Origin of the sequence: Bradyrhizobium neotropicale (assembly GCF_001641695.1) — a bacterium.
Taxonomy (GTDB): Bacteria; Pseudomonadota; Alphaproteobacteria; order Rhizobiales; family Xanthobacteraceae; genus Bradyrhizobium; species Bradyrhizobium neotropicale.
The window spans coordinates 197,473-217,944 of sequence record NZ_LSEF01000047.1; the positions used below are offsets into that span (position 1 = coordinate 197,473).

At 65.0% G+C, this 20,472-nt stretch carries 19 protein-coding genes and 1 pseudogene; 11 read left to right on the top strand and 9 right to left on the bottom strand.

What is annotated here, in order from left to right:
• Positions 1 to 7 precede the first annotated feature (7 nt).
• The 3 genes from AXW67_RS15855 to AXW67_RS15865 all read right to left on the bottom strand — a co-directional run bounded on the left by AXW67_RS15855 (position 8) and on the right by AXW67_RS15865 (position 2,341).
• Complete coding sequence (locus AXW67_RS15855; RefSeq protein ID WP_027553408.1) at positions 8 to 907, bottom strand: EamA family transporter; 900 nt, start codon at positions 905 to 907, stop codon at positions 8 to 10.
• Positions 908 to 1,085: 178 nt separating this feature from the next.
• Positions 1,086 to 1,859 (bottom strand): bifunctional 2-polyprenyl-6-hydroxyphenol methylase/3-demethylubiquinol 3-O-methyltransferase UbiG, encoded by a 774-nt coding sequence (gene ubiG / locus AXW67_RS15860; RefSeq protein ID WP_063678624.1) that lies wholly within the window; start codon positions 1,857 to 1,859, stop codon positions 1,086 to 1,088.
• A 14-nt stretch (positions 1,860 to 1,873) separates the two neighbouring features.
• Positions 1,874 to 2,341, bottom strand: coding sequence for a PH domain-containing protein (locus tag AXW67_RS15865; RefSeq protein WP_027553406.1), 468 nt, complete (start codon positions 2,339 to 2,341; stop codon positions 1,874 to 1,876).
• 163 nt (positions 2,342 to 2,504) lie between these two features.
• Here AXW67_RS15865 and AXW67_RS15870 point away from each other — a divergent pair, with 163 nt between their 5' ends.
• The 3 genes from AXW67_RS15870 (at position 2,505) to prfA (ending at position 7,440) form a co-directional block, all read left to right on the top strand.
• Positions 2,505 to 3,761 carry an aspartate kinase gene (locus tag AXW67_RS15870; RefSeq protein WP_063678625.1) on the top strand — a complete coding sequence of 419 codons (1,257 nt, stop codon included), beginning with the start codon at positions 2,505 to 2,507 and terminating at the stop codon, positions 3,759 to 3,761.
• 269 nt (positions 3,762 to 4,030) lie between these two features.
• The gene (ptsP, locus tag AXW67_RS15875) at positions 4,031 to 6,298 is read left to right on the top strand and encodes a phosphoenolpyruvate--protein phosphotransferase (protein ID WP_027553404.1); all 2,268 of its coding nucleotides are present in this window, start codon (positions 4,031 to 4,033) and stop codon (positions 6,296 to 6,298) included.
• Positions 6,299 to 6,354: 56 nt separating this feature from the next.
• Positions 6,355 to 7,440, top strand: a complete 1,086-nt coding sequence (gene prfA, locus AXW67_RS15880; RefSeq protein WP_027553403.1) for a peptide chain release factor 1 — start codon at positions 6,355 to 6,357, stop codon at positions 7,438 to 7,440.
• A 10-nt stretch (positions 7,441 to 7,450) separates the two neighbouring features.
• On the opposite strand, the gene AXW67_RS15885 is transcribed toward prfA, so the two are convergent.
• Positions 7,451 to 7,921, bottom strand: coding sequence for a MarR family winged helix-turn-helix transcriptional regulator (locus AXW67_RS15885; protein WP_063678626.1), 471 nt, complete (start codon positions 7,919 to 7,921; stop codon positions 7,451 to 7,453).
• A gap of 125 nt (positions 7,922 to 8,046) precedes the next feature.
• On the bottom strand, positions 8,047 to 8,646 hold the full coding sequence (locus AXW67_RS15890) for a hypothetical protein (RefSeq protein WP_201723674.1): 600 nt from the start codon (positions 8,644 to 8,646) through the stop codon (positions 8,047 to 8,049).
• Positions 8,647 to 8,891: 245 nt separating this feature from the next.
• Between AXW67_RS15890 and AXW67_RS15895 the strand changes: the two genes are divergently transcribed.
• From AXW67_RS15895 to AXW67_RS15910, 4 genes are all read left to right on the top strand, one after another.
• A complete protein-coding gene (locus AXW67_RS15895; RefSeq protein ID WP_063678627.1) occupies positions 8,892 to 10,238 on the top strand; it encodes a substrate-binding protein in 1,347 nt (448 codons plus the stop codon).
• 97 nt (positions 10,239 to 10,335) lie between these two features.
• Positions 10,336 to 11,211 carry a branched-chain amino acid ABC transporter permease gene (locus tag AXW67_RS15900; RefSeq protein WP_027553399.1) on the top strand — a complete coding sequence of 292 codons (876 nt, stop codon included), beginning with the start codon at positions 10,336 to 10,338 and terminating at the stop codon, positions 11,209 to 11,211.
• A gap of 11 nt (positions 11,212 to 11,222) precedes the next feature.
• A complete protein-coding gene (locus AXW67_RS15905) occupies positions 11,223 to 13,058 on the top strand; it encodes a branched-chain amino acid ABC transporter ATP-binding protein/permease (RefSeq protein WP_063678628.1) in 1,836 nt (611 codons plus the stop codon).
• Entirely contained in the window at positions 13,055 to 13,753 is a 699-nt protein-coding gene (locus tag AXW67_RS15910; protein ID WP_063678629.1) for an ABC transporter ATP-binding protein, read from the top strand. The genes AXW67_RS15905 and AXW67_RS15910 overlap by 4 nt, the downstream gene beginning before the upstream one ends.
• 6 nt (positions 13,754 to 13,759) lie before the next feature.
• Here AXW67_RS15910 and AXW67_RS15915 read toward each other — a convergent pair.
• A pseudogene (locus AXW67_RS15915) lies at positions 13,760 to 14,181 on the bottom strand (HIT domain-containing protein).
• Positions 14,182 to 14,278: 97 nt separating this feature from the next.
• On the opposite strand from AXW67_RS15915, the gene prmC reads away from it, so the two are divergent.
• A complete protein-coding gene (gene prmC / locus AXW67_RS15920; RefSeq protein WP_430648717.1) occupies positions 14,279 to 15,166 on the top strand; it encodes a peptide chain release factor N(5)-glutamine methyltransferase in 888 nt (295 codons plus the stop codon).
• 460 nt (positions 15,167 to 15,626) lie between these two features.
• Complete coding sequence (locus AXW67_RS15925; protein ID WP_063678631.1) at positions 15,627 to 16,370, top strand: DUF4167 domain-containing protein; 744 nt, start codon at positions 15,627 to 15,629, stop codon at positions 16,368 to 16,370.
• 74 nt (positions 16,371 to 16,444) lie between these two features.
• On the opposite strand, the gene AXW67_RS15930 is transcribed toward AXW67_RS15925, so the two are convergent.
• A complete protein-coding gene (locus AXW67_RS15930) occupies positions 16,445 to 17,191 on the bottom strand; it encodes a class I SAM-dependent methyltransferase (RefSeq protein ID WP_027553393.1) in 747 nt (248 codons plus the stop codon).
• Between the two features lie 108 nt (positions 17,192 to 17,299).
• Here AXW67_RS15930 and gloB point away from each other — a divergent pair, with 108 nt between their 5' ends.
• Both gloB and AXW67_RS15940 read left to right on the top strand, forming a co-directional pair.
• Positions 17,300 to 18,067: a hydroxyacylglutathione hydrolase gene (gloB, locus tag AXW67_RS15935; protein WP_063678632.1), complete on the top strand. Its 768-nt coding sequence runs from the start codon at positions 17,300 to 17,302 to the stop codon at positions 18,065 to 18,067.
• A 9-nt stretch (positions 18,068 to 18,076) separates the two neighbouring features.
• The gene (locus tag AXW67_RS15940; RefSeq protein ID WP_027553391.1) at positions 18,077 to 18,499 is read left to right on the top strand and encodes a cupin domain-containing protein; all 423 of its coding nucleotides are present in this window, start codon (positions 18,077 to 18,079) and stop codon (positions 18,497 to 18,499) included.
• Positions 18,500 to 18,632: 133 nt separating this feature from the next.
• Here AXW67_RS15940 and yddG read toward each other — a convergent pair whose 3' ends face one another.
• Both yddG and phbB read right to left on the bottom strand, forming a co-directional pair.
• On the bottom strand, positions 18,633 to 19,502 hold the full coding sequence (gene yddG / locus AXW67_RS15945) for an aromatic amino acid exporter YddG (protein WP_063678633.1): 870 nt from the start codon (positions 19,500 to 19,502) through the stop codon (positions 18,633 to 18,635).
• 86 nt (positions 19,503 to 19,588) lie between these two features.
• Complete coding sequence (gene phbB / locus AXW67_RS15950) at positions 19,589 to 20,314, bottom strand: acetoacetyl-CoA reductase (protein WP_027553389.1); 726 nt, start codon at positions 20,312 to 20,314, stop codon at positions 19,589 to 19,591.
• Positions 20,315 to 20,472 lie beyond the last annotated feature (158 nt).

The following is a 20,472-nucleotide window of genomic DNA, read 5'->3' on the forward strand; positions in this document are numbered from 1 at the left end:
GAGAGACTTACACCCCCACCAGCAGCGCCACGCCGACCACGATCAGCACGATGCCGAAGATCTCGCGCGGCGAGACCGGCTGCTTGAACGAGTAGTACGCCACGGCTTGCGCGAACAGCACCTCGATCAGCGCAAGCGTGCGGACGTTGGCAGCAGCAGTGAGCGCGAAGGACAGGAACCAGAACTGCGACGCGAAGGCGCCCGTGAAGCCTGCGAGCAGGGACGGCTTCCACAATCCCAGGATCGCCTGCAGCACGTGCGGCGCGCGCCAGAGCAGGAAGATGGTCAGCACCAGCGTCTGCACGAACAGGCCGAGCACCAGCGTGAACGACGAGGCCGTCACGAAGGACACGTCCGGCACCGTAATGATCGCGCCGCGAAAGCCGACCGCGGACAAGGCGAACGCCGCAGCGGCGACGAGGCCGGTGATGGTCGGCTTCAGTTCCGCAAAGCTCTTCTCGCCGCCGGGCCTGAGCGCGGTAATGACGACGCCGACGGTCGCGATCACGATCGCAAGCACCTTCAGCCAGGTCAGGTGATCGCCGAGGAAGACGAAGCCGAAGATCGCGGTCTGGATCGCCTCGGTCTTGAGGTACGCCGTCGTCACCACGAATGAGCGGTCGTTCATGGCGAGCAGCATCAAGCCGGTGGCAACGATCTGGCTGAGCGCGCCGAGCAGCAGCCATGGCCAGAACACGGGCGGCGGCATGCTGAGATGATCGCCGGAGGCGATCAGCACCAGCCCTAAGAACAGCACCGAGAACGGGAAGCCGAACAGGAAGCGGATGTTGGTCGCGCCCCAGGTGCCCAGCGGCTTCGTCAGCGACCGCTGCATCGCATTGCGCGCGACCTGCCCGAGCGCGGCAATGACGGTGAAGGGAATCCAGAGGCTGGCGACGGTGAACATGGGTGAGGAGCGTTGAGGCGGGAAAGGATTTACGGCCAACCTGCCGCTGACGATCCGGCAGGTCAATCACGCCCACGTCATAGGAGCGATGCTTTCGCCACAAACTCCGCCATCGTCCTGGACAAGCGAAGCGCAGATCCAGGACCCCCGCGCGAGCGCTTGCGCTCGTCGCGCCCCCTCACACCATCCCTTCCGCAACGACCATGTAATTCACGTCCATGTCGGAGGAGAGGGTCCACTTGTCGGCGAAGGGGCTGTAGACGACGCCCGTCTGCTCGGTGATGACGAGGCGGTTGTCGAGCAGGTATTTGGCGAGCTCGTCGGGGGTGACGAACTTGTTCCACTCATGGGTGCCACGCGGCAGCCAACGCAGGACGTATTCGGCGCCGACGATGGCGAGCGCAAAGCTCTTCCAATTGCGGTTCAAGGTCGAGACCACCATCAACCCGTTCGGCTTCAGCATCGCGGCGCAGCGATTGAGGAACACGCCGACGTCGGTGACGTGCTCGACCACTTCCATCGCCAGCACGACGTCGAAGCGCTCGCGCGGATCGATCTCCTCCACCGTGGTGCAGCGGTAGTCGATCGCGAGATGGCCCTTGTCGGCGTGGAGCCTCGCGGCGGCGATGTTGCTCACCGAGGGATCGATGCCGATGACCTGGGCGCCCAGCCGCGACAGCGGCTCGCAGAGCAGGCCGGCGCCGCAGCCGATGTCGAGCACGCGCAGGCCGCCGAGGCAATTGAGGCTGCGCACGTTGCGCTCGAACTTCCGGCAGGCGGCATCGCGGATGTAGCCGAGCCGCAGCGGATTGATCCTGTGCAAGGGCGCCATCTTGCCCTTGGGGTCCCACCACTCCGCCGAGAGCTTTGAGAATTTCGCGATCTCGGCGGCGTCGACGGTGGACCCCGGGTGGCCAGATGCGGTTTCGGAAGTATTTTGCTGCATGCTCATGATAACGCGCGGTCCTACCGCGTGGTGATCGAACTACGGAAGGCGAGCGGCGAGTCGATGGTCCTGATGGTTTCGCGACCCTCACCGACACCTTTGATGGTCACGTCGCCGTAGTTGAGAATTCGTCCAAGAATAGTCTGGTCGACGTCGACGCTCTCGACCTTGTCCAGCGCCATCTCGAAGGTGCGGCGCTTGATGAACCCGGTTTTGTGCACGACGCGCAGGTTCGTTACGTCGGTCTCGGTGGTGAAGCGATGGAACCAGCCCTTCACCATCCAATACAGGGCCGCCAGCGCCACGAGGCCGGACGCGCCGAGACAGAGCAGCACGAGGCCTTCGACGGCGGTCTGCCGGGACAGGACGAACAGGACGAGGGCCACGATCCAGGCCAGGATGGCCGGGAAGTAGAAGATCCAGTGCGCATTGGTCGAATACAGCACCTTCTCGCCGGGCTGGAGGATCTCGTCGATATAACGCGCCATGATCTCCGTTAACCCATCCCCCGCAGCCTGTCCCCGCGCCCTGCCCCCGCAGGAACCCGCTTGCCCCCGGCCCCGCCCCTCTGTATACGCGCGGTCGGGCATCCGCAGCATCGCCTCGCGCGGGTCACCATACTTATCCTTATGAGGGAATGCACGCGTCGTCATGAGCCGCCTCGTGATGAAATTCGGCGGCACGTCCGTCGCCAACATCGAACGTATCCGCAACGTCGCACGCCATGTGAAGCGTGAGGTCGACGCCGGCCACGAGGTGGCCGTGGTCGTCTCCGCGATGTCCGGCAAGACCAACGAGCTCGTGGCCTGGTGCACCGAGGCCTCGCCCATGCACGACGCGCGCGAATACGACGCCGTGGTCGCCTCCGGCGAGCAGGTCACCTCAGGCCTCCTGGCCATCGTGCTCCAGGGCATGGGCATCCAGGCCCGCTCCTGGCAGGGCTGGCAGATCCCGATCAAGACCAGCGACGCCCATGCCTCGGCCCGGATCGAGGACATTAACGGCTCCGAGATCATCACCCGCTTCAAGGAGCGCAAGGAGGTCGCGGTCATCGCCGGCTTCCAGGGCATCAACCCGGAGACGGGCCGCATCACCACGCTCGGCCGCGGCGGCTCCGACACCTCGGCGGTGGCGATCGCCGCCGCCGTCAAGGCGGACCGCTGCGACATCTACACCGACGTCGATGGCGTCTACACCACCGACCCGCGAATCGTGCCGAAGGCGCGCCGGCTCGACAAGATCGCATTCGAAGACATGCTGGAACTGGCGTCCCAGGGCGCCAAGGTGCTCCAGGTCCGCTCGGTGGAACTCGGCATGGTCCACAACATGCCGATCTTCGTCCGCTCGAGCTTCGACAAGCCCGAGGATATCGACCCGCATGCCAACCAGCCGCCCGGCACGCTGATCTGCAGCGAGGAGGAGATCATGGAAAGCCACGTCGTCACAGGAATCGCCTTTTCCAAGGACGAGGCCCAGATCTCGGTGCGCCAGATCGAGGACAAGCCTGGCGTGGCCGCATCGATCTTCGGCCCGCTCGCGGATGCCAACATCAACGTCGACATGATCGTGCAGAACGTCTCCGAGGACGGCAAGACCACCGACCTCACCTTCACGGTACCGGCGGCCGACTATGCCCGCGCCAAGGACACGATCACCGCGGCCAAGGACAAGATCGGCTATGCCCGGCTCGACAGCGCTACCGACGTCGCCAAGATATCGGTCATCGGCAGCGGCATGCGCAGCCATGCCGGCGTCGCCGCCCAGGCGTTCTCGGCCCTCGCGGGGCGGAATATCAACATCCGCGCCATCACAACCTCCGAGATCAAGTTCTCGGTTTTGATCGACACCGCCTATACTGAGCTCGCGGTGCGCACCCTGCATACGCTCTACGGCCTCGATCAGGCCTAGACGAATTTTCTCTTAGCGGTCGCAGCAAACGCGAAGGTGTACACACCTTCGCGTTTGGCAGGCGTTTTGCTTGGCAAAACAAGCCCTAATTCGCTATACGGCGAACAGGGTGGGCTGCCACAAACTGTGCCCCAGTTTAGGCGGTGCCGATTCGGCTCAAGCGATGCTGGGGCCGGCGCCGGATGAGCAAGTTTGTTGTTTTTCTGGATTCTTCGGGCGAACCGCCGAGGGCCTCCGGGCCCCTGGTAGATGAGGGAGATTGACGGCACATGCGGAGCGCATCGGGAGGTCCCCGCGTCTTGTTGAGACGGCTCCGCGAAACCATGGCGGAGCAGGTCTCGGCCCAGGAGCGGCTGGACAAGATCGTGGTACTGATCGCCGCCAACATGGTGGCCGAGGTGTGCTCGGTCTATGTGCTGCGCATCGACAACACCCTCGAGCTCTACGCCACCGAAGGCCTCAACCGCGAGGCTGTGCACCATACCGTGCTGAGCGCCCATGAGGGCCTGGTCGGCCTGGTTGCCAGCGAGGCGACGCCGCTCAATTTGAGCGACGCGCAGACCCATCCCGCCTTCTCGTTCCGCCCGGAGACCGGCGAAGAAATCTACCACTCCTTCCTCGGCGTGCCGATCCTGCGCGCCGGCAACACGCTCGGCGTGCTGGTGGTGCAGAACCGCGCCAAGCGCAACTATGTCGAGGAGGAGCTCGAGGCGCTGCAGACCACCGCCATGGTGCTGGCGGAGCTGATCGCCTCCGGCGAACTGTCCGCGCTCGCCCAGCCGGGCCTGGAGCCGGCCGCGCGCCATTCCGCGCAGAAGGTCGGCGCCATCCTGTCGGACGGCATCGCGCTCGGCCATGTCGTGCTGCACGAGCCGCGCGTCGTCATCAAGGACTACATCGCCGAGGACCTGCCGAAGGAAATCAAGCGGCTCGACACCGCGCTTGCCAAGCTGCGCTCCGACCTCGACCGCATGCTGGAGCGCGGCGACGTCGCCGAGGGCGGCGAACATCGCGACGTGCTCGAAGCCTACCGCATGTTCGCCAACGACCAGGGCTGGTCGCACAAGCTGCATGAGGCGGTCGCGACCGGCCTTACCGCCGAGGCCGCCGTCGAGCGCGTGCAGTCCGACACCCGCGCGCGCATGCTGCGCTCGACCGATCCCTATCTGCGCGACCGTCTGCACGACCTGGAAGACCTCGGCTACCGCCTGATGCGGCAGCTCGTCGGCCAGGACCACGCACCCTCGCGCGAGCATCTGCCCGACAACGCCATCGTCATCGCGCGTGCGATGGGACCGGCAGCACTGCTCGACTACGACCGCAAGCGCCTGCGCGGCATCGTGCTGGAGGAAGGCACCGCCAACTCGCACGTCTCGATCGTGGCGCGCGCGCTCGGCATTCCCGCGGTCGGCGAGGTGCCGAACGCACCGGGCATCGCCGACCCCGGCGACGCCATCATCGTCGACGGTACATCCGGCTCGATCTATGTGCGCCCCTCGCAGGAGATCGAGGCCGCCTTTGCCGAGCGTGTGCGCTTCCGCGCCCGCCGCCAGGCGCAGTATCTGGCGCTGCGCGACCGGCCCTGCGTCACCAAGGACGGCGAGAAGGTCGAGCTGATGATCAATGCCGGCCTCGCCATCGACTTGCCCCATATCGACGACACCGGCAGCGCCGGAATCGGACTGTTCCGTACCGAGTTGCAATTCATGGTCGGCCAGAGCCTGCCGCGCACCAGCGACCAGCTCGCGCTCTACCGCGCCGTGCTCGATGCCGCAGGCAATAAACCGGTCACCTTCCGCACCCTCGACATCGGCGGCGACAAGGCGCTGCCCTACATGGAGACCGTGATCGAGGAGAACCCGGCGCTCGGCTGGCGCGCGATCCGGCTCGGGCTCGATCGGCCCGGTCTGCTCCGCGGCCAGATCCGCGCGCTGCTTCGCGCCGGCGGCGGCCGCGCGCTGCGCATCATGTTCCCGATGATTTCCGAGGTCGCCGAATTCGATGCCGCCAAGGCGCTGGTCGAGCGCGAGCTGACTTACTTGCGCCAGCACGGCCACACGCTGCCGGAACGCATCGATATCGGCACCATGGTCGAGGTGCCGGCGCTGCTCTACCAGCTCGACGAGCTCCTTAAGAAAGTCGACTTCATCTCGGTTGGCTCCAACGATCTGTTCCAATTCCTGTTCGCGGTCGATCGCGGCAATGCCAAGGTCTCGGAGCGCTTCGACACCATGTCGGCGCCGATCCTGCGCGTGCTGCGCGAGATCGCGCGCAAGTCCAATGCCGCGAAGAAGTCGCTCTCGCTGTGCGGCGAGATGGCCTCCAAGCCGATTGGCGCCCTGGCCCTGATCGCGATGGGCTATCGCTCGCTGTCGCTCTCGGCGACCGCGCTGGGCCCGGTCAAGGCGATGGTCATCGATCTCGATGCGAAGAAGGCCGAGGCAATGCTCGGCCCGTTGCTGGACGCGCCCACTGGCAGCGTCTCGATCCGGCAGAAGCTGACGGAATTCGCCGAAGCCGAGGGGCTGGCGTTGTAGCGGGCCTGTCCGCCTCGCTTTCGCCCTCCCTCCGCACGCTCTTTGAGACTGAACCGATGTCGTCACTCCCCGAAGCCAAACTGGACGTCCTGCTCGCGCACCACGCCTCGCTCGAGGCCGAATCGCTCGGCCAGCTCGCGTCCGATCGCTATGTGCAGGTCACGCGCGAGCTCGCCGAGATCACTCCGCTGATCGACGCGGTGAAGACCTATCGGTCTGCCGTGAAAGAACTCGCCGACACCGAGGCGCTGATCGCCGATCCGGCAATGGATTCCGAGATGCGCAGCATGGCGGAAGCCGAGCGCGACGAGCTCAATCCGAAAATCGAAGACCTCGTCCAAAAAATCCGCGTCGCGCTGCTGCCCAAGGACGCCATGGACGACCGCAACGTGGTGCTGGAAATTCGCGCCGGCACCGGCGGCGACGAGGCTTCGCTGTTCGCCGGCGACCTGTTCCGGATGTACGAACGCTTCGCGAGCCTGCAGGGCTGGAAGGTCGAGGTGATCTCGGCCAGCGAAGGCACCGTCGGCGGCTACAAGGAAATCATCGCCGAGGTGCAGGGCCGCGGCGCGTTCTCGAAGCTGAAATTCGAATCGGGCGTGCACCGCGTGCAGCGCGTGCCCGACACCGAGACGCAAGGCCGCATCCACACCTCTGCCGCCACCGTCGCGGTGCTGCCGGAGGTCGAGGACGTCGACGTCGACGTCAAGAACGAGGATCTGCGGATCGAGACCATGCGCGCGCAAGGTGCCGGTGGCCAGCACGTCAACAAGACCGAATCGGCGATCCGCATCACCCATATCCCGACCGGCATCGTGGTGATGATGCAGGACAGCCGCTCGCAGCATAAGAACCGCGCTTCCGCCATGAACATCCTGCGCTCGCGCATCTACGACGCCGAGCGCCAGCGGCTCGAGGCGGCGCGCTCCGCCGACCGCAAGGAGAAGGTCGGCTCCGGCGACCGCAGCGAGCGCATCCGCACCTATAATTTCCCGCAAGGACGCGTCACCGACCACCGCATCAACCTGACGCTCTACAAGCTGCCGCAGGTGATCGCGGGCGAAGCGCTCGGCGAATTGATCGACGCGCTGACCACCGAGCACCAGGCCGCCCAGCTCGCAGCGCAAGGCGCCGCGGCGTAAGTCCCGTGCCTCAGCGCGCTTTGGTGCGGAACGATCGCAGGATCTTGCTCAGCGCCGGCGTGGCGGCCCCCAGCTCGTCCAGATGAATCCGCGACAGCGATCGCAGCTTCTGCTCGCCCTTGGCTGTCAGCTTGACCAGGACGCGCCTTGCGTCCTGCGGGTCGGCTTCCCGCACGATCAACTTCAGCTTCACCATGCGATTCATCAGCTCCACGGCGGTGTGGTGCCGGATCAGGAGGAAGCGCGCGACGTCACCGACGCTCGCGGCCTCGCGGCCGCCAAATCCCTTGATCGCGAGCAGTGCCTGGTGCTGCTGCGGCGTCAGCCCGGCGCGCTGGGCCGCGGCTTCGCTGAACGCCAGGAAGGTTCGCAGCTGATAGCGAAATTGCGCAAGCGCCGCGTAGTCGGACTCGCGCATCGCGCCGCTCTTTGAGGGTCGCACAGACGCCGCGCGGCCTGCTTCCCGCTTCGATTGAACCATCCCAGCCTTCTTCGACCCGTCCGTGGACCAGTGGTCGAGATTAGCAAGGAAGGACAAGCCGGACCAACTGCGAGGCAGCGCGGATGCACAATTATCGGCGTCACGAAAGTCGAGAAGCCCGCCGCCTATTCGAAGCTGGAGAGCAGGATCTTCACCAGGATGACCTGAAAGGCGATCGGGATGCGGACACTTTTCCGTCTGATCGAACGCTGGAGCGCGCTGACGATCTCGCTGCTGGTCAAGGCACCGGCCGCCCCATTGGCGATCAATCCCGACCACATCTCCGAAAGCGAGCCGCCGGCCTTGATCGCCGGCTTGATCGTCACGCCGCAGCCCTGCGCCCAATCGATGATCTCGCGCATCGTGTGAGGACCACAGTTGCGCGCGGTGACGAGGCGCTCGGCCGTCAGCGCGAGCAGCAGCTCGCGCGACGGCGACCACGTCCCCTTCGGCGGCTGTTCACCCGTGAGCTCGACCGCGAGCTCCTTGAGAACGTTCTGAGCGCGCACGCTCAGCGTCTTCATGGGACCGGGGGCGGGCTTACCCTGAACGGCGCCGACCGGCCCGCTCCGACCGATGGGCGGGCTGCGCGGTTCGGACGTGCGCGATGCATCGCCGGAGTGCGGCGGCGTGCGCTGGTCGATTCCCTCCCCCGCGGGCCGCTCCGCCTCTTGCGGCCAGGATTGCCGCTTCCCGGCACTCGCCGGTCTCGTCTGCCGCGTCATTTCGTTCGCCGAACTCGCCGGTCTCGTACTCACAAAGACTAATATATATCGTGACCCGATATGTTTTCACGAGGTAATTTTCGTCGTTCGACCAAAGGCGAAATTGACAGAAGGTCTTCACAAGCAATGCTTACGGGAAGAGCTACACGTGGATGTGACGTGCCCGGTGTTCCGGCCATCGAGGTCGGATAGCGGGCGGGTTGCGTTGCGCCTGCAAAACAAGAGTGTTGTTCGGAGGAAGCGATATGACTGACAAACTCATCCGCCGTGGCCTCGGCCGCGGCATCTCGCGCCGCAGCCTGCTTCAAACGACCGCAGGTCTCATTGGCGGCTCGATGCTGCCCGCGATGCCGGCATTTGCCGAGGACAAGCCGGCGATCGGCACCTATCCTGCAGCCGTCTCGGGTTCCACGGCCTTCATCGGCATCTCGGTTCCGCGCACCGGCACCTATGCAGTGCAGGGCGAGGACGAGCTCAAGGGCTATCAGCTCGCGATCGAGCACATCAACAGCGGCCATGATCTGATCAAGAAGATCTCGCCGAAGACCAGCAAGGGCGTGCTCGGCAAGGAGCTGAAGTTCGGCGTCGCCGACTCCGCGGCCAAGCCCAACGAGGCGGTGCAGGCGCAGCAGCGCTTCATCAGCGAGAACAAGGCGATCATGATCACCGGCGGCACGTCGAGCGCCGTCGCGGTCGCGCTCAACAAGCTCGCCCAGCGCGAGCACGTGCTGTTCGTATGCGGCATCTCCGGCTCGAACGACACCACCGGCAAGGATTGCGTCCGCTACGGCTTCCGCCAGGACTTCTTCGGCCAGACCGCGGCTGCGGCGATCGGACCCGTGATGGTCAGGGAGTTCGGCAAGAACAAGAAGGCGGCGTACCTCACGCCGGACTACACCTACGGCCACACCGTGACCAAGTCGATGCAGGACTTCCTCGCCACCGCAGGCTGGACGACCGCGACCAACCAGGTCGCCCCGCTCGGCGCGCCGGATTACTCCTCATACCTGCTCAACGTCGCCAACTCCGGCGCGGACGTGCTCATCAACGTGAATTGGGGGCACGATGCCGTGCTCTCGACCCAGCAGGCCAAGCAGTTCGGCGTGCTCGACAAGATGAAGCTGGTCATTCCGTACCAGGTGCCTTTCATCGCGCGCGAGACCGGCGGCCTGATGCAGGGTGTCTACGCCGCCACCGACTATTGGTGGACGATCGAGGACAAGTTCCCGCTGGCGAAGATGTTCAACGAGGCCTTCGAGAAGAAGTACGGCTACAAGCCGGAATGGGGCGCGGAGAACGCCTATGTCAGCTTCGCGCACTGGGCCCGCATGTGCGAGGAAGCCGGCAGCTTCAATCCGCCCGACGTGATCAAGGCCTATGAGAAGGGCGAGACCCTGCCTTCGCTTGTCGGCGACGTGCACTACCGGGCCGAGGATCATCAGTGCGTCCGGCCCGTTATCATCGTCAAGGGCAAGATGCAGAAGGACATGAAGAACAAGGAGGACTGGTACGACGTCGTCGAGATCGTTCCGGGCGAAGGCCTGATGCAGAAGCCGGACGCCTTCGGCTGCCATCTCGGCGACTACACCTGAGCCCGCGTTAACCCCTGTGACGCCGCGGGCCGCTTTGCGCTCCTGCGGCGTCACCTTTTTGCGCGCGCCGTTTGCACGCCACAACATTGATCGTTGCATGATTAGTTGGCCCAACCTCGTTTCACAGCTTTTCAACGGGCTCGCGCTCGGCGCGCTGCTCGCGCTGATCAGCTCCGGCCTGACCATCATCTACGGCACGCTCGGCGTCCTGAACCTCGCGCACGGCGCGATGTTCATGATCGGCGGCTATGCCGGCTTCGTCGCCTATCAGTATACCGGCTCGTTCATTGTCGCGGTCATCGCCGGCTCCCTGTTCGTGATGCTGCTGGGCGTTCTGATGGAACGCGTCATCATCCGCCATTTCTATCACCGCCCGCACGAGGATCAGCTGCTCGTCACCTTCGGGCTCGGCATCTGCTTCGTCGAGATCGTTCGCCTGATCTTCTCGAGCCAGTCGCAGGTGGTTTCGCCGCCACCGCTGTTCCAGGGCATCACCAATCTCGGCTTCATGTACTACCCGACCTACCGCCTCGCCGTGGTCGGCATCGTTGCGATCGCGCTCGGCGCGCTGTTCCTCGTGCTCTACCGTACCCGGCTCGGCATGATCGTGCGCGCCGGCATCGAGGACTCGGTGATGGTGGATTCGCTCGGCATCAACGTCTACCGCGTCTTCATGGTGGTGTTCGGCATCGGCGCGATGGCGGCCGGCTTTGCCGGCATCGTCAACGCACCGGTGGTGTCGCTGACGCCGGGCGTCGGTGACGACATCCTGGTCGAGACCTTCGTGGTGGTCGTGATCGGCGGCGTCGGCTCGTTCCCGGGCGCGATACTCGGCGGCCTGATCGCCGGCGAGATCATCAGCGTCACCTCCATGTTCAACCCCGGCTACGCCTATGTGATGCTGTTTGCGGCCATGACGCTCGTACTTGTGGTGCGACCGCATGGCCTGCTCGGCGTCCAGGGCCGCGAGTAAGTGATTTCGCAATGCTCAAGCAACGCCCGTTCCTGATCGAGACGCTGACCGCAATCGGGTTGATCGCAGCCCCCTTCGTGCTGCCCCATCTCGGCTTCGCACCGAACACCGTGAACCGGATCCTGGTCTGGGGCCTGTTCGGGCTCGGCTTCGACATCCTGTTCGGCTTCACCGGCCTGTTGTCGTTCGGCCAGTCCGCCTTCTACGGCACCGGCGGCTTCGTCGCCGCCTACCTCCTGACCCGCGCCGGCTTCGGCAATGTGCTGGTCGCGCTGATCATCGGCATGATCGCGGCCGCCGCGACCGGCTATGTGATCGGCCTGATCGCGCTGCGCCGCACCGGCATCTACTTCGCCATGATCACGGTCGCGATCGCCGAGGTGTTCTACTTCGTCGAGTTCAATCCGCTGTCGGATTTCACCGGCGGCGAGAACGGCCTGCCCGGCGTGCCGATGCCGAGCTTCAATCTCGGCTTCACGACCATCCACTTCACCGACGGCTGGTCGCTCTATCAGTTCATTGCCCTGTGCTATTTCATCGGCGTCATCATCGCGCTCAGGATCGTCCGCTCGCCGGTCGGCGCCATCTTCAGCGCGATCCGCGACAACCCGCTGCGCGCCACCGCGGTCGGCCACAACATCCACGGCTACAAGCTGACCGCCTTCGTGATCGCCGCGGCTTATGCGGGCTTCGCCGGCGGCCTGCTCGGCGTGCTCCAGGCCTTCATGCCGCCCGACGCCTTCACTTTCGACACTTCGGGCCAGCTCGTGATGCAAACCGCGATCGGCGGCAGGGGCACGCTGTTCGGGCCGCTGGTCGGCGCCGCCGTCTGGCTGTTCCTTCAGGATTTCCTCCAGGCCGCGCTGGACCTGGGAGCGGCCTGGAAGCTCGTGCTCGGCGTCGTGTTCGTGCTGCTGGTCTGCTTCCTGCGCGGCGGCATCGTCGGCGGTCTCGCAGACCTTTATCGCCTCGTGTCCGGCAAACGGGCGCGGAAGGAGGCGGAGCAACAGACTGAGATCGGGGCTGCGCGGCCCCTGCCTGCGCCGATGCAGGCGAGGGAGGTCGCGCATCCCGCCTATTCCGGGCCGATCCTGAAAGCCACCGGCCTCACCAAACGCTACGGCGGCCTTGTCGCCAACAGCAATGTCGATTTCAGCGTCGATCAGGGCGAGCTGCGCGGCATCATCGGTCCCAACGGCGCCGGCAAATCGACCTTCTTCAAGATGCTGACCTGCGAGATCGCGCCGACCTCCGGCCAGATCGTGTTCGAGGGGCGCGACATCACGGGACTGAAGGTCACCGAAGTCTGTCAGCTCGGGCTCACCAAGAGCTACCAGGTCAACCAGCTCTTCACCGGACTGACGGTGCGGCAGAACCTGACCATCGCCGCGCTGGCCGAGCTGCGCGGAAAGTTCCGGCTCGACCTGTTCCGCAAGCTCGCGAACGTGAAGGGCCTGTCGGAGCAGGTGGAGCACACGCTCGCGCTGGTCAATCTGACCGCGCGCGCCGACACGCAGGTCGCCGAGCTCGCCTATGGCGAGAAGCGCAGGCTCGAGATCGGGCTCGCCCTCGCCACCTCGCCGCGGCTGCTGCTGCTCGACGAGCCGCTCGCCGGCATGAGCCCGCGCGAGCGCGTCGAGACCGTCAAGCTGCTCAAATCGATCGCGCGTGGCCGCACCATGATCATCATCGACCACGACATGGATTCGCTGTTCGAGCTGGTCCAGCGCGTGACGGTGCTTCAGGAGGGCCGGGTGCTGCTCGACGGCACGCCGGAGGAAATCAGGACCAACGCCGCGGTGCAGGAGGCCTATCTCGGCGGCGTGAACGGAGAGATCGCCGCATGAGCCTGATCGAGGTCAACGGCCTGAACAGCTATTACGGGGATTCCCACATCCTGTTCGATGTCGCCATGCGCGTCGAGCGGCACGAGGTGGTTGCGCTGCTCGGACGCAACGGCGCCGGCAAGAGCACGACGCTGAAGAGCCTGATGGGCGTGGTGACGCCGCGCAGTGGCACCATAAGGTTCGACGGCATCGACATCGCCGGCCGCAGGAGCCACAGGATCGCGCAGGCCGGCATGCAGCTCGTGCACGAGGAGCGTCGGATCTTCGGCAGCCTGTCGGTGGAGGAGAACATCGTGCTCGCCGGTTTCACCGCGCCGAAGCGGTGGCCGCTCGAGCGCATCTACGCGATGTTTCCGCGGTTGAAGGAGCGGCGTAACAACCGTGGCACCGAGCTCTCCGGCGGCGAGCAGCAGATGCTGGCAATCGCGCGGGCCCTTGTGCGCAACCCCAAGATCATTCTGCTAGACGAGCCGTTCGAGGGACTGGCGCCGGTCATCGTCCACGACCTCGTCAGGGCCTGCCGGGAGCTTGCGGCCGCCGGCCAGACCATCGTTCTGGTCGAGCAGAACCTCGCGGCGACGCTGGCGCTGGCGCAGCGGATCTACATCATCAATAACGGCCACATCGTGCATGAGGGTCCGGCGCAGGAACTCAAGGCGCAGCCGGAGCTGCTGCAGCGCTATCTCGGCGTCTAGCCTTCGTCAGCCGCCGATCGCCGCGATCATTCGCCTGGCGTGCTCGGCACGGCCGGATTCTCCTTGCGGGTCTGCGGCGGCAGCAGCTCGACACCCGCTTTGACCGGCATGACATGCATGTGCAAGTGAAACACCACCTGCCCGCTGGCCGGCTCGCTGAACTGCTGGATGATGATGCCCTCGGCGTCGAAGGCCGTCGTCGCCGCGACCGCGATCCGTTTGGCGGTACGGGCGACCGCGGCGAGATCGTCCTCGGCGATATCCAGGATGCCGCGCGCAGGCGCCCTGGGGATGACCAGGGTGTGTCCGGGCGAGCGCGGCATGATGTCGAGGAAGGCGAAGGTACGGTCGCCCCTGAAGACCTCGAAGCAGGGAATCTCGCCGCGCAGGACCTTTGCGAAGACATTCTGATCGTCATATGCCGTCATGCGGTTCACCGTCGTTGCCGGCGCGATCAAACGCGCTCCTTTCCGTTGACGCAAGCGCGGCCGCCGATCTATCCACGAGGCTAGGTAGGTGGCTCCATTGGCGGCAAATTCCAAATTCGGCGACAGCATCGAGAGCGCGCGGCGCATCCTGGCGGCGCGGCTGCAATCGGCCGGCATCGAGGAGGCCACACTGGACGCGCGCCTGCTGGTCGGCGCGGCGCTGGACCTCGATTTGACCGGCATGATCGCGCAGGCGGGGCGACAGCTCACGGTCGAGGAGGCGGCGCGGCTCGAGCAATATGCGCAGCGCCGGCTCGCACATGAGCCGGTCGCACGCATCCTCGGCACGCGGGAATTCTGGGGCCTGCCATTTCGATTGTCCGAGGCGACGCTGGTGCCGCGACCGGACACCGAAACCGTAGTCGAGCTGGCGCTGGAGATTTTTCGCGAGCTCCCGGGAACGGGACGCCCCCCGCGGATCGCCGACATCGGTGTCGGGTCGGGCGCCATCCTGCTCGCATTGCTGCACGAGATTCCCGACGCCTTCGGCGTCGGCACCGACGTCAGCCTGACGGCGCTCGGCACGGCGCGCGACAATGCAGCTGCCCTTGGCCTTTCCGACCGCTCCGGATTCGTCGCCTGCTACTATGCCGCGGCCCTTGCGGGCCCGTTCGATCTGATCGTGTCGAACCCGCCCTACATCGCCTCGGCGGACATCGTGAATCTGAGTGCGGAGGTACGCGAGCACGACCCGCATCTTGCCCTCGACGGCGGGCATGACGGCTTCGATGCCTATCGCGCCTTGATTCCGCAAGCGGCGGAGCGTCTCGCAGCGGGCGGCGCCTTGATTGTCGAGGCCGGACAGGGCCAGGCCCAGGGCATTGAAACCTTGATGGCTGCTGCCGCGTTAAAGGTGGACAGGCCAGCGAGGGCCGATCTGGCGGGCATTCCGAGGGCCGTTTCGGCCCGAAAAATGCCCCCATAAAAGCCCGATTGGACTGTAAAAAGCTCTTGGAATATCCCGTGGGAACGACTACGTTCCGGTCAACACATCGGTACCGGCCCCGTAGATCTACGGGCGAGACCGGGCTCTCAGGGCGAGAGCTTTACTGATCAAAGGTTCCAAGCCGCAGGTCCTGTTAGCGCGATGGCCCGTGGAGCTGCGCAGCTTTCCGACCGCAACGTGAACGAAAGCCTGATATTGCGCTTGAAGACTTACGCAAGAAAACAGGGCTTGTTTCGGCAGGCGAAATGAATGGGTTCGCTGGCGATGGATGCTGGCGAGTGGGGAACGCGTCTTTGTTGAACGCGACGGTCGACGAACATCGGCAGGGCTTGAGCCGCTCTTGCGCGCGGTGCGTGCAAGAGAAGTGAGCCGCTGCCATCAGGTCACTCAGCAGTCAGTCAATGCGTGCAACTTTTAGGGCTGGAATTAAAGGCAGGACATGAGAAACGGTCAGAACAAGCAGCGGATGCGCAACCGGAATAACAATAACAACAACCGGCGCGGCCAGAACCCGATGACCCGGGTCTACGAGTCCAACGGACCCGATATCAAGATCCGCGGCACGGCCTCGCATATCGCCGAAAAATACCTTCAGCTCGCGCGCGATGCGCGCTCTTCCGGCGACCCCGTCGCGGCAGAGAACTACTACCAGCATGCCGAGCACTATTTCCGCATGATCGCGGCGGCCCAGGAGCAGTTCCGCCAGAACCAGCAGCAGCCGCGCGGCGAGGAGACCGTCAGCGAGGACAGCGAGGACGACGGCGAGAATTTCTCGAATTTCGGCCAGGAGCCGGGCTTCGCGCCACAGCCTCAGCAGCAGCACTATCAGCGCGACCGCGACGGCCAGCGCGACCATCAACGTGACAACCAGCAGCCCTATCAGCGCGACCAGCAGCAGCCGCGCGAGCACCGCGAGCGCGAACATCGCCCGCAGCAGCAGTATCAGCCCCAGCCGCAACCGCAGAATCAGCCGCAGCCGGTCGTCGCCGATGCGGGCAGTGTCGATCGGCTGCCGTCCTTCATCACCGGCGCGCAGCCGCAGATGAATGGTGGCCAGGGTGGCAGCTTCGAGGGCGGCAGCGGTGAGCGCTATCCGCGGCGGCGGCGCCGGCCGCATGGCCCGCGCCCCGAGCGCGAGGCCGCTCCAGCGGGATCGAGCGACGATCTCGCCCCCGGCGAGTAAGCCGCAATCTCTCTCGGATTTGTTGAAGTGCAATGTCCCGGCCTCGCCGGGACATTTTTTTGAGCTGCCTGTTTCTAGCCGCGCGTCACCGTTGTCGAGGACGGCACCAGCACGGGCTTCGTCAGCGCCGGAATCAGCCGCGCCCGCTCGCGCGTGGCAGGGATCGCGCGATAGACCTGCTTGGTGGCTTCGACGATGTGGACGCCGGCAAAGGGCAGCGACAGCGCCGCGCCGACCCGCTCCCACATCTGCGCCGATTTCAGCACCCATCCGCCGGCGTAGGGCGGCATGAACAGCGCCTCGCCCCAGGCGGTCGGCGTGAACCAGGTCTGGCGCAGCAGGTCGGTGATCTGCGAGCGCGAATAGGGCCGGCCGTGGCCGAACGGGGTGTTGTCGGTACGGGTCCACACCCCGCGCCGATTCGGGATCACCGCTATCACGCGGCCGGACGGCGACAGCACCCGCCACACCTCGCGCAGCAGCGCCGCCGGATCGTCCGACATTTCCAGCGCATGGACGAGCAGGATGCGGTCGACCGCGGCGTCCTGTAAGGGCAGCGAGAACTCATCGATCAGCGAGGCCAGCGCGGGCCGCCCGGTCGGCCATTTCAGCACGCCCTGGGCCGCCGGCATGAAGGCGATACAGCGCTCGGCATCCTCGCGGAACAGGCCGAGATAGGGCGTCGGATAGCCGATGCCGAGCACCCGCTGGCCCTCGGCGTTCGGCCAGCGCTCCCTAATCCCGCGATTGATCAATTGCCGCGCCACGATGCCGAGGCGACGGGAATAGAATTCGCGGAGGTCGACGACATCGATGCTCATGACGGCAATGTAACATGTGCCCGGCAACCTGCGCGCGCCGAATATTGCATTGCCTGCGCAACGTTAACGCCATATCTGTCTGACGGGGCTGAGCGCGATGGAGATATCATGGCCGCCGAAATTCGCACCTTTAGCTGTTTAAATGATAATTTCGGCTATCTGATCCACGATGTGGAAACCAAGGCGACGGCGTCGATCGACGCGCCGGAGGCTGGCCCCATCCTGACAGCGTTAGAGCGCGAGGGTTGGCAGCTCACCGACATCCTGATCACCCATCACCACGGCGATCATGTCGGCGGGGTCGCCGAACTCAAGCAGAAATTCAACTGCCGCGTCGTCGCGCCGCATGACAAGACGACGAAAATCGCCGATGTCGACCTGCGCGTCGCCAATTCCGACGTCGTCAAGATCGGCAACCTGCTGGCGCGCGTCATAGAGACCCCCGGCCACACGCTCGATCACATCTCCTACGTGTTCGACACCGAGAAGACGGTGTTCGCCGCCGACACGCTGTTCTCGATCGGCTGCGGCCGCGTGTTCGAAGGCACCTATCCGATGATGTGGGACTCGCTGCTCAAGCTGCGCGCCCTGCCCGACGACTTCAAGCTCTATTGCGGCCACGAATACACTGCCTCCAACGTCAGATTCGCGCTCACCGTCGAGCCCGACAATCCGGCGCTCCAGGCGCGCGCGGCGGAGGTTGCGAAGCTCCGCGCCGAAAACAAGCCGACCATTCCCTCACTGCTTGGTGATGAGAAGCGAGCAAACGTGTTCCTGCGGGCTGATGAACCGTCGGTCGCAGCCAAGTTACACATGAAGGGCGCGGATGCCGCCGCAGTGTTCGGCGAATTGCGCGAGCGCAAGAACAAGTCCTGACGGGGATCGATGCCGACCGCAGCCGAGATCATCGCGCGCCTTGAACTCCGACCTCATCCCGAAGGCGGGCACTATCGCGAGACATTCCGCGACCAGCGCACGGACGCCAACGGACGGTCGCGCTCGACCTCGATCTATTTCCTGCTCGCGCGCGGCGAGCGCTCGCACTGGCATCGCATCGATGCGGTCGAGGTCTGGCACTATTACGCCGGCAGCCCGCTGACGCTGCGCATTGCGCATGAGGGCTGCACCCAGCACGAAGTGCGGCTCGGCACGGATCTCGTCGGCGGCGAGCGCCCGCAGGCGATCGTGCCGGCGCAGGCCTGGCAGATGGCGGAGAGCTCCGGCGAATGGACGCTGGTCGGCTGCAGCGTGGCCCCGGCATTCGAATTCGCGAAGTTCGAGCTCGCGCCGAAAGGCTGGGAGCCGTAGGTAAACCGTCATTCCGGGGCGCCGCATAGCGGCGAACTATGATGCGCAATTGCGCATCATAGAATCGATCTCGCCACCATTGATGCGGATGAATGGATTCCGGGCCTCGCGCTTCGCGCGCCCCGGAATGACGTCAGCGCTTCCTGAGCACCATGTCCTTTGCCGCGATCAGCCCACCGCCGGCGATCAGGATCGCTGCGAGGGCGATGTTGGTGCTGGCCTTCGCAAAGCCGGCGGCGATGAGAAATCCGGTCGACAGTAGCGGCGTCGCGTAGGACGCGGCCCCGAGCACGCGAATGTCGCCGCGCTTCATGCCGATGTCCCAGGCGTAGAACGCGGCCCCGACCGGCCCGATACCGAGCGCAAGGACTGAGAGCCATTGCAGTGCGGTCTCCGGCCACACCGTGGTTTCAAGTGCGAGGTGCATCAGCGCCGCCAGCACGGCTGTGGCAAGGCAGAACCCGGAGACCGCATCGGTCGGCACCGCTTTCAGCCGGCGCGACATCACCGAATAGGCCGCCCAGACGAACGCCGCGATGAAGGCGGCGATCAGTCCCGGCAACTGGCCCTGCGCGAAGCCAGAGGTATTGCCGGCGAACAGCAGCACAGTGCCGACGAGGCCGAGCATGGCGCCGATGACGTGATGCACGGCAAGGCGTTCACCCGGCAGGAACGACGAGAACAGCACGATCAGGAGTGGCCAGAGATAATTGAGCAAGCCGGCTTCGGCCGGCGGCGCGAAACGCAGCGCGAGGAAATAGAGCGCGTGATAGCCGAACAACCCGCCGATGCCGACCACCCATACGGCCGGCGGCTGGCGCAGGCTCAGCGCCGCCTCGCTGCGGCCGATCCAGGTGAGGAGACCAACAAGACCGCCGATCGCGAAGGTCATCGCCGCGAGCTGGAACGCGGGAATCTTTCCGGTCGCCACCGTCATTACCGCGAGCAGCGACCACATCAGGATCGCGGTCAATCCGATCAGCGTGGCGGTGCGTGATGTCATCAATCAAAGGGCTCTGAGGACGCGGATGCCCGGCACGAGGCCGGGCACAGCGTCTTCATTACCCTCTTGTTGCGCGCCGCGCTATATCAGGCCTGATACTGGCCGCCGTTGATGCTCAGCGTCGAGCCGGTGATGAAGCCGGCCTCTTCGGCCGCAAGGAACACCACGGCACGCGCGATCTCCTCAGGCTCGCCGAGCCGGTTGACCGGGATCTGCGGGATGACGCTCTTCTCCAGCACGTCCTTCGGCACCGCCTGCACCATCTCGGTGTTGATGTAGCCCGGGCAGATCGCATTCACGGTGATGCCGCCCTTGGCGTTCTCCAGCGCCAGCGCCTTGGTGAAGCCGATGTCGCCGGCCTTGGCAGCGGAGTAATTGACCTGGCCGAACTGCCCCTTCTGGCCGTTGATCGAGGAGATCGAGATGATGCGGCCGAACTTGCGGGCGCGCATGCCTTCGATCACCTGGCGCGTCATGTTGAACAGCGAACCGAGATTGGTGTTGATCACGGCAGTCCACTGCTCGAGCGTCATCTTGTGGAAGGCGGTGTCGCGGGTGATGCCGGCGTTGTTGACGAGCACGTCGATCGGACCGAGATCGGCTTCGACCTTCTTCACGCCGTCGGCGCAGGCGTCGAACGACGCGACGTCCCATTTGTAGACGGCAATGCCGGTTTCCGCCTTGAACTTCTCCGCGGCCGCATCATTACCGGCATAGCTTGCTGCGACCTTGTAGCCGGCCGCCTTCAGGGCCTTGCTGATTGCAGCTCCGATACCGCGCGTTCCGCCCGTCACCAATGCAACACGTGCCATGTCGATTTCCTTCCCTTGGACTCGTCTCGGATGGTTTCTTGAAGATGGTTTCTTGGACTTTTCTGAGTGATCGTTTTTAACTGCGGATTATGCGGTAGGTTTGACGGACATCAAGAACAAAACGCCCGGCGTCGAGCCGGGCGTTTGTCTTTAATCGA

Bases quoted from the DNA above. Each gene is read 5' to 3' on its own strand.
- phbB (WP_027553389.1), bottom strand. From the start codon at position 20,314: ATGGCACGTGTTGCATTGGTGACGGGCGGAACGCGCGGTATCGGAGCT.
- AXW67_RS15870 (WP_063678625.1), top strand. From the start codon at position 2,505: ATGAGCCGCCTCGTGATGAAATTCGGCGGCACGTCCGTCGCCAACATC.
- AXW67_RS15905 (WP_063678628.1), top strand. From the start codon at position 11,223: ATGCTCAAGCAACGCCCGTTCCTGATCGAGACGCTGACCGCAATCGGG.
- ubiG (WP_063678624.1), bottom strand. From the start codon at position 1,859: ATGAGCATGCAGCAAAATACTTCCGAAACCGCATCTGGCCACCCGGGG.
- AXW67_RS15930 (WP_027553393.1), bottom strand. From the start codon at position 17,191: ATGAGCATCGATGTCGTCGACCTCCGCGAATTCTATTCCCGTCGCCTC.
- AXW67_RS15865 (WP_027553406.1), bottom strand. From the start codon at position 2,341: ATGGCGCGTTATATCGACGAGATCCTCCAGCCCGGCGAGAAGGTGCTG.
- prfA (WP_027553403.1), top strand. From the start codon at position 6,355: ATGTCGTCACTCCCCGAAGCCAAACTGGACGTCCTGCTCGCGCACCAC.
- AXW67_RS15925 (WP_063678631.1), top strand. From the start codon at position 15,627: ATGAGAAACGGTCAGAACAAGCAGCGGATGCGCAACCGGAATAACAAT.
- AXW67_RS15885 (WP_063678626.1), bottom strand. From the start codon at position 7,921: ATGGTTCAATCGAAGCGGGAAGCAGGCCGCGCGGCGTCTGTGCGACCC.
- ptsP (WP_027553404.1), top strand. From the start codon at position 4,031: ATGCGGAGCGCATCGGGAGGTCCCCGCGTCTTGTTGAGACGGCTCCGC.
- AXW67_RS15910 (WP_063678629.1), top strand. From the start codon at position 13,055: ATGAGCCTGATCGAGGTCAACGGCCTGAACAGCTATTACGGGGATTCC.
- AXW67_RS15855 (WP_027553408.1), bottom strand. From the start codon at position 907: ATGTTCACCGTCGCCAGCCTCTGGATTCCCTTCACCGTCATTGCCGCG.
- AXW67_RS15895 (WP_063678627.1), top strand. From the start codon at position 8,892: ATGACTGACAAACTCATCCGCCGTGGCCTCGGCCGCGGCATCTCGCGC.
- gloB (WP_063678632.1), top strand. From the start codon at position 17,300: ATGGCCGCCGAAATTCGCACCTTTAGCTGTTTAAATGATAATTTCGGC.
- AXW67_RS15900 (WP_027553399.1), top strand. From the start codon at position 10,336: ATGATTAGTTGGCCCAACCTCGTTTCACAGCTTTTCAACGGGCTCGCG.
- AXW67_RS15890 (WP_201723674.1), bottom strand. From the start codon at position 8,646: ATGACGCGGCAGACGAGACCGGCGAGTGCCGGGAAGCGGCAATCCTGG.
- yddG (WP_063678633.1), bottom strand. From the start codon at position 19,502: ATGACATCACGCACCGCCACGCTGATCGGATTGACCGCGATCCTGATG.
- AXW67_RS15940 (WP_027553391.1), top strand. From the start codon at position 18,077: ATGCCGACCGCAGCCGAGATCATCGCGCGCCTTGAACTCCGACCTCAT.